This is a genomic window from Enterococcus sp. DIV1421a, from assembly GCF_051711025.1.
In the GTDB taxonomy this organism is placed as follows: domain Bacteria; phylum Bacillota; class Bacilli; order Lactobacillales; family Enterococcaceae; genus Enterococcus_B; species Enterococcus_B hirae.
In genome coordinates this window covers 1007559-1026232 of the sequence record NZ_JBIOLU010000001.1, presented here as the reverse complement: position 1 = coordinate 1026232, position 18674 = coordinate 1007559, and the positions used below count along the sequence as shown (strand labels likewise).

Sequence of the window (18674 nt, the reverse complement as noted above, 5' to 3'; positions counted from 1 at the left end):
TTCTTCATTAATATACTTAGTTTTTTAGGGAACAACTAATTTACTAGCACTGACCAAACTTAGCGATTCGCTTGTCTTTGAACTTGTTCATGCGTTTTTCTCTCATTAGAGCTGTAACCTTCTTGGCTTGCTTTTTCTATCTGAGTCATACGCAGCTTTTTTTCTAGCGACTTCATTTGTCCTACATTACTTTCTGATTCGGATTGACCAAGAAAAGGATATAGTCTCTTCTTTTCGTTCGTCTCTGTTACATCCATATCATTATTTAACTTCTCATGCTTGCTCACTATTGATTCTAATGATATTTCAGTTTGACTTTCCTTATTCGCTGATTCTTTTATCTGAATCAAACGCAGTTTTTTGTCTAACGGCTCCATTTGTCCTAAATTACTTTTCGGTTCAAAATGATTTGTGGCAGGAAATAACCTCTTCTTTTCTCTCGCCTCTGTTAAAGCCATATCATTATTTAACTTCTCTTGGTCGCTTACTATTGACTCAAATGATACTTCAGTTTGGCTTTCCTTATTCGTTGATTCTTTTTTTTGAAGTTCCTTAGGTAATACTTTTTTTAAATCTAAAGAGATATCTATATAAAAATCGGTTATTTTTTTGGCTTTATTTAGTAATCTCTGCTGACTAAAACTCCTATCCACTTGAAAAGAGTATAATTCAGGTCTATATATTGGGTTTAAATTTTTCTTCTTGAACCCAGCATAATTGACGAGGATCACTCGTAAATTTTCACAACACCAGAATGGATTTTCTTGATACAACTTATAAATTTTTCTTTCTTCAAACAATCGTGCTCTTTTTTCTCTCGCATATTCTAATGCAAAACGTCTAATCCCGGTATGTTTTTTGAGGAACTCTCTATTCATCATCTGAAGAAATTCTTTTGAAGAAGGTAGCGAAATAAAAGGAAGTCTGTTCTGACATTTTTTCAATAATTTTTCCCCTATTTCGGGTTCTTTCCTTACTAAATGGTTGAAGATTGGCTGAGTCGAAAGATGATTTATAAACTGCTCTTCTATACTGATCCTAGGGTCATTCTTATTAATCTTAGCTACTGATTGTTCGATTTCTTTTTTCAGTCTTTCTTTTATGCTATTTTTTTCTTCTTTTTCGGTGGGGATATTTTCTATTAGAGTTCCTTTTCGTTCCATATGTTTTTCAATTACTTTTGCGATTGTTTGAAGTATGGATATTTGAATATTATCGGTTACTATCGGGCCTTTTTTATATGTAGCTTCCCAATTTTTCATTTGATCGTCTGTAAAATGGATACCTAATTTTTCCAAACTTTCTCTCGTTACTTGATGAGAATTAAATTCTCCGACTATTTCAGGAAAGTAATAGGCGATTTTTTGTTGTTCTAATGTTTCTTTCATTTCATTAATTAGTGAAAGAAAGCCTATTTTAGTTTCTTGTCCTAATTCCTCTTTGTTTGTTAAGTGTGCCCCAAAATTAGTCTGATCTAGATGCTTTATAGAAGCTGCAGAACCAATTTTCTGATAAAATTCAGAGCGATTTTTTTCAGTTAGTGATGAATCAACTTGTTGTAGGACAAACTCTTTAATTGCTGTAAAGGTTGTTTGACGATAAACAGTTACGAGTGGATCAATCTCTTGTTTGTTTTGGTTTACTACTCGCTCCAATTCTAAAGCTGTTTGATGACTGATTTCTTCTGCAACTGCACGGATAACTTCTTTTTCAGTAATCAATTTATTTAATTCTTTTTTTTCAGTTATCGTTAAAAAAGCCCTCAAATTGCCAGAGATTTTCCCTTTAAAAGATAAGTCTGTTTTTTTAAGACAAACATCTACATAAGCTTTTAATTCAAGTTTTGATAAGTTATCCTTCTGTAAAAATAATGGAAGAAACGGGTCGTTTTTTAGGTAAGCGTAAAACTCTTTCCTTTCTTCCAAGCTTAAATATGGTTTCATTACTGTTTGAATCGCTGCTTCTCTTTGCATATTTGTATCTAAATTTTCAGCTAGTTCTTTTATAAATTGCTGTAATCGAGTGTTGCCCGAAACAGAATCAACATTAGCCTGTCCTATATGTATTTCTTTCCCATCACCCATTTGATAATTATAAACGCCATGTCTTACTAATTCTTTCAGTTGGGTGTCATTTGCAATCTGCTTTTCTTTCCTTTCCTTTTGTAGAACTTTTTTCGATTGCTTAGTTTGCTGTGGCTTTATGAACTTTTGATGATAATTTTCTATTATATATTCGGCTCTTTCTTGACTTTCCTTATCAAAAGATTTCGGAATACCTTTCGCTTTCTCATTATTGTCAGTTGATAGCAGATACCTAATTACATCTACACAAAACGGTAGGTCTCGCTTTCCCAGTTCATAAATTTGTTGAGATAATTCCGCATCTTTTCCAAAGTATTCTCTTGCAAGTTGATGTGCTGAATTGTTAAAATGAGCAACGACGGTTGGCGTCGCCTTTGCAAAATCTTTCAACGGAACTGCTGGAGCAATGTTTTGATAGTATGTAAGTAGTTCTTTGACTTTAGGGTCTTTTTCTGCGAGCGCTAAAATTTCTTCATCCGTTTTCAGTTGACTTGCTTCCACCTCTTGGCTAAATCGTTCTAATTTTTTCTCTATTCTCTTCTTTACAGCGATAAATAAAGGATCAATTTCAGCTACAAATTGCCATTCAGGCAATAAAATGAATTGTTTAATTATTTTGATATACTTCGATTGTTTCTTGTCATTCAGATCTAACACGAACAGCCAGTTGCTTCTATTTTCTTCAATAAATGGTACCCTCAGATGTTTCAATTTATTAAACGTTCTAACTGATTGTGGTATAGAATAAACTTGGTTCCTCAGATGAGCATAATGTCTGACGTACCTGAATATATCTTTCAAATTACTATCTATAAATGTATATGAATCATTACTATCAAAACGAGAAATTAAAGTAATGAAATCTTTTAATTCTTCCTTGACAGTTTTTTGTTCATCGTTTTTTTTGCTTTCTATTCCTTCGGTAGATTTCTGATCTAAAACCATCGTCTTAGCTAGAAAAGACAGGTTTTGCTTCCTCAATTCTTCTATGTCTTGGAGACTGACTTTCGTTCGATGGTTCTCCCCATTTTTTTGTTGATAATGACGTTGCAGTCCAATAAAAAAAGCAACTTCAGAGGTTAGTTCGTCAGACTTTCTTAATTCATAAAGTGCAATGCGTTTTTTAAATTCTAAATGTTTTTCAGCATCTAAAAATAATTGTGCTTGTTTATTAATAAATTGATGATGCTCATTAGACTTCACATTTTCATACATCTCCGTAAAGACACCGATTGATATTCCTGCGTTAGTTCTTAATCTTTCATATACACTTGGATCTATTTTGTTAGCTATTGATAAAAGTTGTTTTTTTTCTAAAACCAAATCCTCGACATCGATTTGACTTGGAGTTACGACAGCTTTTTTTAAATTTCTTATTGTTTCTAAATCACTGGGTATTTCTTTAAATTCAAGATAGGCTAGACAATAAATGATCTTTTCATTTTTGGATAATACTTTATGGTCAACAAAATACCGTAGCGCTTCATCTTTAAAGTCCACTGTCGGTAAAGTCAAATCCATTTTTCTACTTTCCTCTTGGAGTTGGATCTTTATGTCAAATTCCAGATAATTACTTTCAGTCAAATATTTTTGAGCTTGCTCTTTAATCATTTCTCGAGCCAATATCGAGTCACTCTTTTTATATATCGCTAAAAAATAGTCATCTGTTCCCTTTTTTTTACCTTTTTGGATTGCTTCAAGTTCTAATATAATGTCGCTTTCTAAGTATTTCCCCATCAGTAACAATTGTTTTTTTTCTAAAGATTGCGTTATCACTTCTTTTTTTTCTTTATCCGTTAAATTTTTTGTTAAGCGTTCTGCAATAATTACTTGGATATCATTCGGAAATTTTTGTGCATCTATATACGCCAAGTAAAAAGCTCGAATGTCATTAGCAGATAAGTCTTCCCTCTCAATAAATCGTCTGAATACTTTTTCTACATTCGGTTGTGTAACTGATTTTCTTCTAAATTCTTCTTGAAAATAGGTATAAATTTCAAATTCAACATACTTACTTTCAGTTAAGTGTTTTTTAGCTTGTTCTGTGATAATTTCTTGAACCTTTTTCGAATTGGTTTTTTCATATAACTCTAAGAAATAAGCGTACGTCACCCTTTTTTTGCCTTGTTGGATTGCTTCAAATTCATATACAGTCTCTATATCTATTTCTTTTGCCAACAGCAACAATTGTCTTTTCTCAGGAACAAGCTCTATCACTTGTCTGTATTCACCAGAAAATAGCTCGTTCAATAAAAGGTATTTCAAAGTATCTTTTAGAGACTTTGGTAATGTCGTCTCTTCAAGATAAGCCAAATAATACGCTCGTTCCTCGTAAGCCGTTCTGCTTTTCCCATCTACAAGTAGATGGAGATTTTCTTGTAAAGAATTGTTTTTATTCCATTTTTTCTGAATATGTTGCTGTCTTATCCTGAACATAAAATCCAAATAATCAAATTTAGTTAAATACTGTTTTGCATACTCATCAATAATATCTCTTTTCTCTTCAATTGTTGTCTGTAAATAGATATGTGTGAATAGCTCTGTTGATGCTTTTCTAAATCCTTTTCGAACTTCTTTCAATGCAAATAAGTAGTATGGTTCTACCTCGTTTGTCAGGGATAATTCAACTTGTTCCTGTTCGTTTTCACTTGGAAAACGACTATAGTCAGGATCTGTGGCAGGATTTTTCTTAAGATAGGGGTTAACGATTATCTCCATAAACGTATCAAACTCGGGTTGTTCATGGGAAAAAACCTGAGGTTCCACCATTTTTTTGAGTAAATCATTTTTCAATTGTGTCGAGGATAATTTCCGTTTTAAAATCAAAGTGGCTCTGACTACATCATACATTTTACGTCTTTTATCTGTACTACTGGAAGGAAACACCAAATCAATAAATAGTTGTTCGATATTGTTCATTGATTTGGCTATTTTCTCATTCTCGAATGGATATAGATAATGATAAACTTCTATGGATTCACTTAGTTCGTTATCATTTAATGAATAATTAGCATAAAATTGCTCTTTAAACTTTTTTTCCTTTTTATCTTTGATATCGTTTATCAACTCTTGAAACAGCACACAAACTTTCGCCTTTTCTTCTAAAGAAAATAATCTTTTCTTATGGAACACCTCCATAAGTTTTTGTCGTGTTGTAAGATTGCCTTCAGAGATTGCCTGGGTGACTTCTTGCCAATCTAAAAAAATTTTTTTCTGATCTCCTACCAATCGTTCTGATATACTTGTTTTTAAAATTTCTTTTTTCTCCTCCGTATCCTTTCGAGGTAGTACATCTTGTTCATCTAATAATTTATTCAATAAATAAATACTAGCCGCCAATAAGTTGGGATTACTGTCTAGGTTAATTGTGATCCACTCTTCATTTTCTTTACAAGTTACTTTACTTCCTTTAATCTGCATATAGTCTTTCTTATAAGAGTCTCTTCCCATTTGTTTTGCTCCTTTTATTCAGAATTTGCCCTCATTATGTTTTTATCTATCTAATTTTCTATCAATCAATAGATTGACTGACTTTTTCTTCAAGTCAGATGGCAATCAGGAAGAATACTGAACTCAAGAAACATGATTTCCGAATTCATCGATTATAACTAAGTTTTTCTGATAATTGTCTATCGTTAGGCATGCTCCTCTCATTTGTGCTTTCACCTCTGTTTATTGACGTGCCGTGTGTTCTTTCTGGTACCAATGGTGAATTAGTAGAGCAATTTCCTGCTTTTTCCATTATTTGTTGCATGCTAACTTGCGTTCTTTGATTGCCCTTCACTGATTGATCATTTTGCGTGATAAAATCAAATGAGATCATAGTACTTTTTGTTTGCCCAGGAATGTTTTTCTGCAATTCTTGTAATTCTTTCGGAAGTATCTTTGATATACCTTGTTTTTTCATTACTTCTTTATAGCCCACTAGTACTGATTCTGCCTTCTTTCTTAGGGGATAACCATACATTTCTCTATCTCTTGGGTCTAAACTTACCGATATACCCGCATAATCGACAAGCATCACACGCATATTTTCTGCACAATAATTGTCATCATTATAAAATAATTTGTAAATGGATTTCTCAACTTGGATTCTTTCTTGTTCTGTTTCATTATATTCTTTTAAAAATGGAGAGAATGGGGTATTTTCATACCATTCATTGATTAGCTTACGTAATTCAATAGGGTAAGAAAGATTAATAGCGGGTAATTTTTTTAACAATACCTTTTTCAATGTAGGTGATTCCTCTAAAATATTTTTGACTGGGAAACCTTTTCCTCCATACTTTTGAATGCTGCAACGAGTAAAATTTTCAACAAATTGATCTTCTATAGTCCTTTTTTTATCGTTTGGGTTAATCATACGCACAGATTGTTCAATTTCTTCGATTAAGTTTTCTTTTGCCTCATCTAAAGATTTCTTCATTGATGGGCTTTCCACTTGATTCATTTGTTCCTCATTTTTTTTCTTTAAAAGTTCGTTTATTTTTTCAATAGTTGTGTTAAATGTTACTCCCATTCCACTTAAAGGATATATTTCTTTTTGTTCATTTAAATCCCCTATCCTTATGCCTTCTATAAAGTTATCAAAAAATATATCTCTCCAATTTTCTATTTGCTCATCTGAACAAGTTATGCTTACTTGTCTCAATTTTTCTTTTATTAATTCATTTTCAGAATTTCCCTGATGGTTGTTCCAATCTATCTTTCCAATTTCTTTGATTATTTCAGGAAGATAATACTTGATCCCTTTCTCTTCTAGATTTTCTTTTATTTCAGCAATTAATGGCAATCGTTTTAAGTTAGTTGCTTCTATCCTCTCTGCAACTTCTGGACTGATTGCAGAAACTAACGAAAACATGTCTTCCTTGTTTGACCGAGAATTTTCTCCTTCTGCTGTAGTAAGAGACACTTGTTTGCTAAGGTCTTTCAGCTTATGGTTAGAGTTAATTTTATTATAAAATTGCATACGATCTGCTTCATTAAAAGAAGAATCAATCAGTGATGTAATTGATTCTTTTATTAATAGGAATGGCGTATCATTATAAATGGATACTAGCCAATTTATCTCACCTACTTCTTCTTTCTTTAATACCTTTTCAAATTTCACTGCTGTTTCATAATCCCGTTGTTCTGCTAAGACACGTACTATCTCTTTTTGACTAACCATTTCTTTCAACTGACGTTGTTCCTTGTCTGTTAAAAAAACATCTAGTTTCTGATCCACTTGTTCTTTAAATGGCAAATCACTTTTATGTAGGCAAGCACTAACACATGCTTTTAATTCAATTTTCGATAAGTTTTCTTGCTTAAGAAACTGTTGAAGATACGTATCCTGCTTCATAAAAGCATAAAACTTTTGTCTTTCTTCCACACTTAAATAGGGTTGCATGATCGTTTGAATTGCCGCTTCTCTTTCTGTTGCTGTATTTAAATCATGTACTAATTCTTTAATAAAATATTGCAATTGAACATTAGCGGGTCTCCTATTTTCAGGAGCAATCATTCGTTCCACCAGATAATTCGTCAGCTCATCTGACTGTAATTGTTGAGTCAAATACACACCTGCTCGAACTAATTCTTGATTCTCCATATTGTTCGCACATTCTTTTTGATCTTGTTTTTTTTGCACGACATGCTGATATTTTTTTAATGCTAGTTCCATTTCTTCATGAGCAATCTCTCTTCCAGCGGAATTTTTTGATTTTTTATAGCTCTTTTTTTTCTTAAGAAATTCTTGGTAGGCAACTTCTTTGAGACTCTCTTCTTTAGTTGTATTGGTTTTGTCTTTTTCTCTCTCAAGCCTTGGTTTCGTTGCAAAAGCTGTAAACTGCTTAGTCATCTCTAGATCATGGTATTTATTGTGAAACGCAACAATTGCCTTAGCTGTTTCAGTCGGTCTTACTTCCTGATTTAAAATGACAGAAGGACTCCAATCAAACGGCTGACTTGATTGCTCTATGATTGGTGTTGAGATTGGCCTTTCAACATTTCCAACTACTTCATTAGCCACTTTATTAACTATTTTTTTGCCAGTCAATTCGCTATGCATGGACGGAAGTGGGTATAGGTCATGATAGCTTTCTACTATCTTCTCCATTTTATTTTGTATTAAAATATTTGGGTGTATTGGTAAAGGGTTAGGTTGCTTATTAGTGTATTGTGCGCTCAAGTACTGAATCATTTTTGCACAATATAATGGATCCAGTTTCCCTAACATGAAAATTTGCTTTGCTAATTTTTTTCCTGGACTTTGATATGTTTCCTCAATTTGATGCGCTAAATTAGCAAAATAGGTAGACACCATTGGAATCGTCTGAGCATAATTTTTTAAAGGATAAGAAGGCAGCATATTTTGGCAACAAACGAGTAAATCTTTAAGGCCCGGTTCGTTTTCTACAAGTTCTAAAATCCTTTTATTCGTTAATGACACGGCACCTTTATCCTCATAATCCTTTTGAATCAACGTATCTAAATATGGAATATACTCATGTACCTTCTTTTCAAACTGAACGAGCAATGTATTTAGTAAATTATTATAGTGTAAGTTGGAATCTGACAGAACCTCCGCAATTTGTTCTTTTTCTGACTTTAGTCCCTTATCAAGATTTTTGAATATTCTTCTTAGTATTTGATTTCTACTTACCTCTTTAAATGTTACACCCATTGCTTTAAATTCACTTTTTAATTGACGATTGATTTCAATCGCTGTTTCATCATGGGACACAATAGCTTCTCTTAGTTTTAGATCTCGATAATCACACCTATTATTCGTTAATATTTTTACAACAACTGGCTGAAGTAAATTGGCTGGTGCGATCTCATCTAGTTGTTCTTTAATTTTTTGGAGTTTAATAATTCTACGATCATTGTCAACGTGAAATTTCGCATAACCCCAAATTGAGCTAAATCCATCGGAATCATGAAACTTAACTTTATTTAAAAATCCTTTCAATTCTTTAACTTTTAAAGAAGTCTTGATCTCTTTTTTTTCTAAATCGTTTAAATGCGAGATGGAGCGGTCGATTGCTTGATCTTTTAAACGTTGTTCCCAATGTGGAAATCTCACTTGGACTTTGACCAAAGAATCGATTAGTTGTTCCTTGTTTAATCGCCTAAGTTCAAGAGGATCTAAAAGATTAGCATTGACTTGTTGCAGCCCGTTTTTCACTTGCAGCTCTTCAATGACTGGAAGACTCATTGCTTTTTCGAATGCTCGTTTACGTTGGTTATAGACTGCAGATGCTTTTAAATCAGGCCCACCTTCTTTGATTATTTCTTTTAGTTTGACTTTTTTAGTAAACTCTAAATGTTCTTTTCGATTTAAATGTAAAGATGCCTGTTCTTTTATCCATTGTTGGGTATAGGAAGATACGTTGTTATATAAATCTGTAAAGAAATCAATTGTTGCTGCTTTGTTTTCTTTTTTTATTTTTAAGAATTCCAATGTACGTTCTGGGCCTATTTCTTCAGACAAGTGGATAAGTCTTTGTTGTTCTGAAATGAGTTCTGACAATTTCAGATTTTCGTCTACAGTTAAAACTTTTTTCAAAGCGTGTATTAAACTTTTTTTGATATCCATTGGTATCACTTGTTCTTCTATACAGGCTAAGTAATACGCTCTAATTTCAAGTGGTGATTGCGTTTTCTGGTCAAGAAACACCCGAATTTTATCTTCGCTAAACTTAATATTCGCTAGCTTTAATCCTTTTTCTCTCAATGCATCTTGCATCTGACTTTTCACTGCAAATTCAGCATGGTTAGCAGGACTTAAATATATTTTTGCTTGTGTTTTGATGTATTCTTGGTTAGTCGTTGAAAAGGATTTTTCATAAATATCTGTGAAAAAACCAAGCCTTCCTTCTTGTTTTCCTTGCTGTATTTCTTCAAGCTGGAATACGTTTTTTAAATCTAGCTCTTTTGACAATTGGATAAGAACTCTTTTTTGAGGAACTAAGGCTTGCACTTCATTTCTTTCTTCATTTGTTAAGTTTTTCTCAAAATATTGTTGTAAACTCTTTTTCCAACTATTCATTCGGCTAAGTGGTTTGTATTTCATTTCTAGATAAGCTAACTCATAAGCTCTAATTTCGTTAGGAGATAAATTTTCGCGACTTAGAAATGGATTAAGAAAATCTGTTTTTTCCCATTCCTGTAAATTTTTTTTACTCTCTCCCTCTCGTATCACGTGACCTATTTCAAATCTCACATAGTTTGCTTCACTTAAATGTTTTTTAGCTTGCTCTTTGATGAATTGGCGACAAGTCACTGAAAAAGCTTTTTGATCCATCACTTTGAACAATTGAGATAGGACTACTTGGTTGCTTTCCTTGCTATTGTCAAGCTTAGCTGCAAGTTCTGGACCTACTTCTTTTCCTAATTGTAAATATAATCTTTTTTCTGAAACTAGATTCTTCACTTTCAATAATTCTTCTGGTTTCAACTCTTTCAAAAAAGGTTTTTTCAAATTTTTTTTGATGTTGTTCTCCATTTGTTGCTCTTCTAAATAGGCTAGATAATAGGCTCTAATTTCGTTAGAAGATAAATCTTGACTATTAATAATCGGATCAAAAAAATTGTTTTTTTCTCTCTCCTGTAACCCTTTTTTTCTCTCTATATTTCGTATCATTTGAGCTACTTCAAATCGAGTATAATTCGTTGCACTCAAACATTTTTTAGCTTGCTCTTTGATGAATTGGCGACAAGTCACTGAAAAAACCTTTTGATCCATTTCATTGAACAATTTCAGTCGTTCTACTTGATTATCTTGATTGCTTCTTTCATATCTGACTGCAAGTTCTGGTCCTACTTCCTTCCCCAATTGTAGACATAATCTTTTTTCAGAAACTAGATTCTCCACTACTTTAATCTCTTCTGGTGTTAAATCTTTCAAAAAAGGTTTTCTCCAAAGTTTTTTGACATTGCTTTCCAGTTGTCGCTCTTCTAAATAGGCTAAACAATAAGCTTTCACTGCATAAGGAGATAAATCTTTCCGTTTAAGCATAGATTTAAGTACACTTAAAGAAGTGGATTCTTGTTTTATTATATGATTTTTTTGTTCACTATTATGTACTATAAATTCAAATTCTAAATAGCCTACTTTGCTTAAATATTTCTTCGCTTCTCTAGAAATTGCTGTTCTATTCAATGCACCATTCTTTTCATAAATAACTGTAAAAAGATCCCCCGTTGCTTTTTGCTTTCCTCGCTGTACTTCTTCACTTAAATATTTTTCTCTAGTCATTGTTGTTCTATTTAATGCACCATACTTTTTATAAATAGCTGTAAAAAAATCTACTGTTGCTTTTTGCTTTCCTCGCTGTATTTCTTCAAGGGCTAATAAATCATACGGTCCTACCTCTTCTATCATCTGAATATTTTGTTTTTTTAAAAGCTTGACTTCTTCAAGTTTCTTTTTTTCTTTTTTTAATAAACTTTTCTCCAAAGTTTTTTTTATTTTATTTTTGGTTTTCGGTAATAAGTTACTTTCATCGATATAAATTTCATAAATTGCTATTTTTTCCAGATGAGACATGTCAGGCAAACGGAGTAAATTGGGAAATATTTTATTATAAAAAACAGAAGAAACAGACTGTGCTTCTTCTACAGATACCTTAATTTTCTTGTTCAAAACATTGATTGTTTGAGATAGTTCATAATATGTATCATCCAAACCATTATTTTTTTGCAGGCGTGGAATCACATGGTTTTTGATGAATGAATCCCATTTTTCTTCAAGAACGGGTTGATTACCGGATTTTTTTATTTCAGTAAATATTTTTGTTTTTAGTTTCTCTGACTCTATCCCTCGCTCCAGAACCATAACTGCTCTCACTAAATCATTAAACCAATTAGGACTATTTTCACCTTTATTTACCACTGGTTTGATCAACAAATCACTGACCTGCGCTTCTAGTCTTTTAGTTGATTCTGCTGTTTTTTCATTAGAAATCTTATGATAAAAACTATAGATATCGATTGTTTTCTTTCGTGATTGCTGATCTAATGACTGAACATCTTTAAACTGATCTTCAAAAGCTTGGTCCGCTTCATTAGTTATTTTTTTTAACAGCTTATGAAAAGTAACGTAAGTTTTCGCCATTCCCTCTAAAGATCTGTACTGTAACAATTCATTTTTATGAAGAGTATTTATCCATTCACTGACTATTGCTTGTTCGTTCAAAGTTAAACGCGGCATAACATATCTTTCAAAGTTAACTTGGTGTTGTTCCCAATCCCTTGGAGAAAATGCCTGCTTATTCATGAATAAAAGATTATATAAATAAATACTATCTGACATCAAATTCTGGTTATTTTTTAAATTGATAGATTCATAGCCATTTTTTCCATAGTCCACTCGATCTGCTTTAAAATATACATTAAATAAACCTTCATTTTTTTCCATTCGATCTCCTTTTCTTTATCGACAGTTTTTGTAAATTGCAACAAATTTTAATCACTCGTATCCATGTTCTTACTAGTTTGGACAACTGTGTCGGTTCACACTGCTTTTTAGTATTGTTTCTACCATTTTTTATGTAATAAACTAATGAAATTGAGACAAAAAGTTTTTATTCTCAAGAAATAAGCCGATAAGCTGAAATTTCTGAAGATTGGTAAAAATAATAAAATCGTTTATTGCGATTATGACCTTTGTACTTCACAACTTTTTGTCCCAGTTTCATTCGTTTTTATTCTAAAAACTATTTACAAAACTTTTTAGGCTTCAAACCCATTTTTCATGGCTACGGTTTTAAACCAATGGCCCGACTTTTTAATCGTCCGTTTACCGTCTTGGTTTAGATCGACAGCAATCAGTCCATAACGGTTTTTATAAGCGTTCGTCCAAGACCAGTTATCCATGCAAGTCCACATGTGGTAACCCACACAATTCGTTCCTTCTTGGATTGCCTGATGCACATATTTCAGATGGTCTGTGACAAAAGTGATCCGATAATCATCTTCAATCACGCCTTCCGAGTTAACGAAACGTTCTTCCCCTTCTACACCCATACCATTTTCAGAGATATAACATTTGATATTGCCATAGTTCTCTCTCGTATTCGTCAAGATATCATAGATCCCTTTTTCATAAATTTCCCAACCACGATAGATATTCATTTTTTTATTAGGCATATCATAATAATCAAAATAATCTTCTGGCATTGGTCCATTCTGATGATCAATCGGTGTTTCTTTTGCCTTGATTCTCCGAGGTTGATAATAATTGATTCCTAATAGATCAATCGTATTTTCTTTGATAATCGTTAAGTCATCGGGCCCCATCTCTGGCATTATCGCTAATTCTTTCACAATAGCAACCAACTCTGATGGAAACTCTCCTTTTACTGCAGGATCAAGAAAAGAACGATTGAAAAAAGCATCAGCGATTCTAGCAGCCTTCACATCCTCAGGGTTTGTTTCGTCTCGCGGGTAGCTAGGAGTTAAATTCAAAATGATTCCAATTTCTCCTTTTTGTCCCATCTTATGATAGGCTTCAATTGCTTTGGCACTTGCCAAATTTTCGTGGAAACCAACTTGAATAGCCTCTTTTAGATTGATATGGTTAGGATAATGAAACTGATAGAGATAACCGCCTTCTACTGGAACAATCGGTTCATTATGGGTAAACCATTTCTTTACTAAATCCCCAAATAACTCAAAACAGGTTTTTGCATAGGCCACATAGGCGTCAACCGTATCACGAGACAACCAGCCACCTGTTTGTTGTAATTCTAAAGGCATATCAAAATGATATAAATTGACAAATGGTTCAATTCCCTGCTCCAGTAATTCTGTAAAATATGAGCGGTAAAATGATACAGCCTGTTGATTCACTTCTCCTTTTCCTTTAGGGAATAGACGACTCCATTGAATGGATGTTCGGAAAGTATTATGACCTGTCTCTTTCATCAATTGAACGTCTTCTCGATATTTCGTGTAAACTTGAGAGGTTTTCTCAGGACCAACTTGATTGAAAAATTTTTCTGGCTCTAGATCATACCAATAGTCCCAAATGTTTTCTCCTTTCCCATCTCCTTTGATTCTGCCTTCTGTTTGTGGTCCACTTGCGGCGGTTCCCCACCAAAAATTCTTTGGAAAATCGTAGTGTTTCATTTCATAATCCCTCAATTCTTTTAGTAATTACCGTAATCATAAACAATCACTGAAAATAAATCAATACTTTTGATAAAAATGACTAGACATTTAAACAGACAGACGTTATACTACGTTTGTAATCGATTGCAAAATAAATTTGAGGTGAAAAAAATGAATGGTTTTATGGATAAACTTTCTCAAAAAATTATGCCCTTAGCCAATCTTTTAGGGCAAAACCGTTACTTAACTGTGTTACGGGATGCATTTATGTTGTCATTTCCGCTAACAATGTTTGGATCAATTGTGGTCGTTGTGAATAATCTACCGTTCTTCAGTGATGGTACCAAAGGCACGTTAAGCACCCTTTTTGGTAATGGTCAAAATGCGACGATGAGTATCATGTCCGTTTTTGTTACATTTGGTATCGGCTATTATTTATCAAAATCATATGATGTAGAAGGTATTTTTGGTGGCGCTGTTTCATTCGCAAGCTTTTTGATTCTCACACCTTTTGTGATGACAACAGCTGGTGGTGAAGAAGTTTCGGGTGTCCTATCACTTGATCGTCTAGGTGCTAAAGGAATGTTCATTGGAATGATTGCTGCCTTTTTAGCTGCGGAAATCTACTGTCGAATCACCAAACGTGGTTGGCAAATTAAAATGCCTGATGGCGTACCACCTGCAGTAACGAAATCTTTTGCTGCTTTGATTCCAGCTGTAGTCACATTGACTGTTTTCTTGATCATCAACGCTGTCATGACTGGCGTATTCAATGCGAACCTTCATGACTTAGTCTATGAAGTTATCCAAAAACCTCTAACTGGTTTAGGTAGTAGTTTACCTGCCACGTTGATTGCCTTATTCTTTGTTCAATTTTTGTGGTTCTTTGGTCTTCACGGTCAAATTATTGTTAATTCTGTTATGGACCCTATCTGGAATACATTGATGCTTGATAATTTAGAAGCTTATCAGCATGGGAAAGAACTACCACATATCATCACAAAACCATTTATGGAAACCTTTACCGTTGGTATCGGTGGCTCTGGAATGACGTTAGCAGTAGTATTATTGATGGCTTTTGTCTTGAAGAAAAAACAATACCGTGATGTTGGTCGTTTAGCGCTAGCACCTGGAATCTTCAATGTCAATGAACCTGCAATTTTTGGTCTACCAATCGTATTGAACGCAACCATTTTGATTCCTTGGGTCGTTGCTCCTTTGGTCGTGACAACGTTCAACTACTTGATGATGGCAGCTGGCATCGTTCCTCCGCCTACTGGTGTTTCAGTTCCGTGGACTGTGCCGATCATTGCTAGTGGTGTTTTAGCTACCAATTCATGGCTAGGCGGTCTCTTACAAGTAGTCGATTTTGTGATCGTCGCTTTTATTTGGTACCCATTCTTAAAAGTATTAGATAAACAACCTGATTTAGACGTTGTGTAAAGCCTTATCTACTCACCTGTGAAGCAAATCATCTTCTTTCTAATAGAGATTAAGCAAATTTTATAATCTAGCATGAACAGTCAAAACATGGAATGATGTGAATTGATTTGTTCATGCTTGTTTCATTGAAAAGAGTGATTCAACAACTAAACTTCGTTATTTCTTTCTTGTCGAACGAAATAACTTTCGTTATACTCAATACGAGGTGAATAACGTGCCAAAATATGAAGAAATCGCAAATGTTTTAAGGGAAAGAATCCGTTCAAAAGAATATCCACCAAACAGCTTTTTGCCTAATCAGATCACTTTAGTCGAAGAATTTGGCGCAAGTCGAATGACCATCAAAAAAGCCATCAATATTCTGGCTATGGAAGGATTAGTTTATTCGCAAAGAGGGGCTGGAACCAAAATTTTAGATCATCCTTTTATCGAGAAAGATACCTCCCCTGCCAATGAGTATGAGGGACTCAGTCATCAAATGAAGCGTCGTCATCGTTCACTGACGAGTCAAATCATTCAATTTGATGTCGAGTTTCCGAACCCATTTATTCAAGAAAAATTAATGATTGGTGCCGAACAACCTGTTTATAATATTCACCGTTTACGAATTTTAGACAACGAACCTTATATTTTGGAACATACATTTATGCCTGTACATTTAGTTCCAGGGCTAAAAAAAGAACATCTGCTTTCTTCTATCTATGATTACTTGCACCAAGATCTAAATCTTCATTTTGCAGGCGCCTATCGAGCAATTTCAGCAGATAAAAGTACGCACTTTGATCAGGAATACTTGAATTGTTCGGAAATAGATCCTGTTTTGGATGTGCAACAAGTCGTTTATCTAAAAGATGGTCAGCCCATCGAATATTCATCTAGTAGAAATCGGTTTGATGTCCGCAACTATTCCTTACTTGATGTCCGTTCAAACTAAAAAAATCCGTTTCAAAAATAGGAAACTATTGTGAAACGGATTTTTTGGTGTTTACAAAAGAGCAGAGTCAAACAGAATAATTGCCAGAAACGTTCCCACTCACTATACTGTAACTAACACAATACTTACTTTTTGTAAGTTTAAAGGAGGAACTCCCATGGATACTCAAATCAAAGGCATCCACCATGTTACCGCTATGACTTCAAGACCCACTAAAATTTATCGTTTTTTTACGGATATTTTAGGAATGCGCTTAGTAAAAAAAACGATCAACCAAGATGATATTGAAACGTATCACCTTTATTTTACAGATGAATACGGCTCCCCTGGAACAGACATGACTTTTTTCGCTTTTCCTAATCAACCTCAAGGAAGTAAAGGAACGGATACGATTTCTAGAGTGTCCTTTCGAGTACCAACTGATGAAGCATTGACTTATTGGTTCAAACGCTTTGAAGAAAAGAATGTTCCTCACTCTGCGATCAAGGAACGTTTTTCTAAAAAATATCTGGAGTTTGAAGACTTTGACCATCAATTCTATCAATTGATTTCTGATGAAAACAATACAGGTGTTGCTGGTGGTACTCCTTGGAAGAACAGCAATATTCCATCAGAATATGCAATTACAGGCTTGGGACCAGTTTTTGTCCGAGTGAGTCAAATGGAACCATTACAGTTACTATTAGAACAGACTTTAGAGTTTAAACTTACTGATCAAACAGGAGCTTTTTCGCTCTTTGAAGTCGGTCAAGGCGGTAATGGAGCAAGCATCATTGTTGAACAGCGAGCAGATTTACCAAAAGCAATCGAAGGATTCGGCAATATCCATCACCTTGCCTTGCGTGTCGCTGATGAAGAAGCCTTACGTCACTGGATCCATGTGATCAATCAGATAAACGTACCAAGTTCAGGGTTTGTGGAACGCTTCTACTTCCAATCAGAATACTTCTTAGCTGCCACCCACGTTCTCTTTGAATTAGCAACAGATGGACCTGGTTTTTTTGGAGATGAATCAGCAGATACAGCTGGCGAAAAACTATCACTCCCACCACAACTCGAAAGTAAAAGAGAAGAAATCGAAGCGTACATTCGTCCCTTCGATACTCAGGATGCCAACCAACAACGAGAATGATCTTCTTTCTATCCAGACAGTCGTTTTCAAGAAACATAACTTTCAAGAAAAAGAGGTCAAATCATGGAATATTTTTTTCAAGCGGGAAAACAAACAAGTAGAAATTTACTCCTTCTTCATGGTACAGGTGGCGATGAATATTCTTTACTTGAAACCGCCCAGTTCCTTGAACCGGATGCTACGATTCTTTCATTTCGTGGTTCAATCAAAGAAGACGGAATGAATCGCTTCTTTCGACGGAATGGGTTGAATCAATTCGATTACCAGAGTTTAGCAGAAGAAACAGCGCTTCTGTATCATAAAATCTCAGCAGTTAGCCAAAAAGAAAACATCTCGTTACATGACTGGGTGATCGTAGGCTATTCCAATGGAGCGAATATCGCTGCTCACTTGCTATTATCAAGAAATACTGAGCTGCGAAAAGGAATCCTTTTTCATCCAATGTCTTTAAACGTCAATTATCCAGCAAAAGTAATGACTGATACTCAGATCTGGCTTTCTTACAGCAAAACCGATCCAATCGTCTCCTCTATAGCGATTACGAATTTGATCAAAGATTTTGAAATGCAAAAAGCTCACCTCACATTCCAAGAAACATTTACTGGTCATCAATTAACAAAGGCTGAATTAATTGCCGCGAAAAGTTGGCTTTCTTCGCTTTCGGTTAACTAATATTGGACGAAGGTTGTGATGCATCGGATTATTTTTCAAAGACTCTATAATGAGGTACGGTCCAAAAGTTGTACGTGAAAACGACAATTTTTGGGGCGTATTTTTTTGTTTCGACCTCTACTCACGAAACAGAAAAATGAATGTAAGTGCTAGATCCAACTATCCATTTTTCTCAAATCATCTCTTTTAACTTTCATGTTGGAAAATCCTTCTTGGCTCCCCCTCATTATAAACGCATCATATTAAAGATAAATAGAAATATTCCTCATTTGAAAAAACTGTAGAATATGGATTTATATTATAAAAATTA

7 protein-coding genes are annotated in these 18674 nt (G+C 34.0%); 4 read left to right on the top strand and 3 right to left on the bottom strand.

Translation table 11 applies throughout. The annotated features are described in order from the left end of the window. Positions 1-59: 59 nt before the first annotated feature. The 3 genes from IGK21_RS04810 to IGK21_RS04800 form a co-directional block, all read right to left on the bottom strand. Positions 60-4877, bottom strand: coding sequence for a hypothetical protein (locus IGK21_RS04810; RefSeq protein WP_438718989.1), 4818 nt, complete (start codon positions 4875-4877; stop codon positions 60-62). 802 nt (positions 4878-5679) lie between these two features. Continuing rightward, entirely contained in the window at positions 5680-12489 is a 6810-nt protein-coding gene (locus tag IGK21_RS04805; protein WP_181918631.1) for a hypothetical protein, read from the bottom strand. A 314-nt stretch (positions 12490-12803) separates the two neighbouring features. Next, positions 12804-14201 carry a glycoside hydrolase family 1 protein gene (locus IGK21_RS04800; RefSeq protein WP_081204224.1) on the bottom strand — a complete coding sequence of 466 codons (1398 nt, stop codon included), beginning with the start codon at positions 14199-14201 and terminating at the stop codon, positions 12804-12806. A 153-nt stretch (positions 14202-14354) separates the two neighbouring features. Between IGK21_RS04800 and celB the strand changes: the two genes are divergently transcribed. The 4 genes from celB (at position 14355) to IGK21_RS04780 (ending at position 18364) form a co-directional block, all read left to right on the top strand. Then, on the top strand, positions 14355-15626 hold the full coding sequence (gene celB / locus IGK21_RS04795; RefSeq protein WP_010719614.1) for a PTS cellobiose transporter subunit IIC: 1272 nt from the start codon (positions 14355-14357) through the stop codon (positions 15624-15626). A gap of 214 nt (positions 15627-15840) precedes the next feature. Continuing rightward, positions 15841-16560: a GntR family transcriptional regulator gene (locus tag IGK21_RS04790; protein WP_010719615.1), complete on the top strand. Its 720-nt coding sequence runs from the start codon at positions 15841-15843 to the stop codon at positions 16558-16560. Between the two features lie 157 nt (positions 16561-16717). Continuing rightward, positions 16718-17692, top strand: coding sequence for a VOC family protein (locus IGK21_RS04785; protein ID WP_438718986.1), 975 nt, complete (start codon positions 16718-16720; stop codon positions 17690-17692). Positions 17693-17755: 63 nt separating this feature from the next. Beyond that, positions 17756-18364, top strand: a complete 609-nt coding sequence (locus IGK21_RS04780) for an alpha/beta hydrolase (RefSeq protein ID WP_096709259.1) — start codon at positions 17756-17758, stop codon at positions 18362-18364. The last annotated feature ends 310 nt before the right edge of the window (positions 18365-18674 follow it).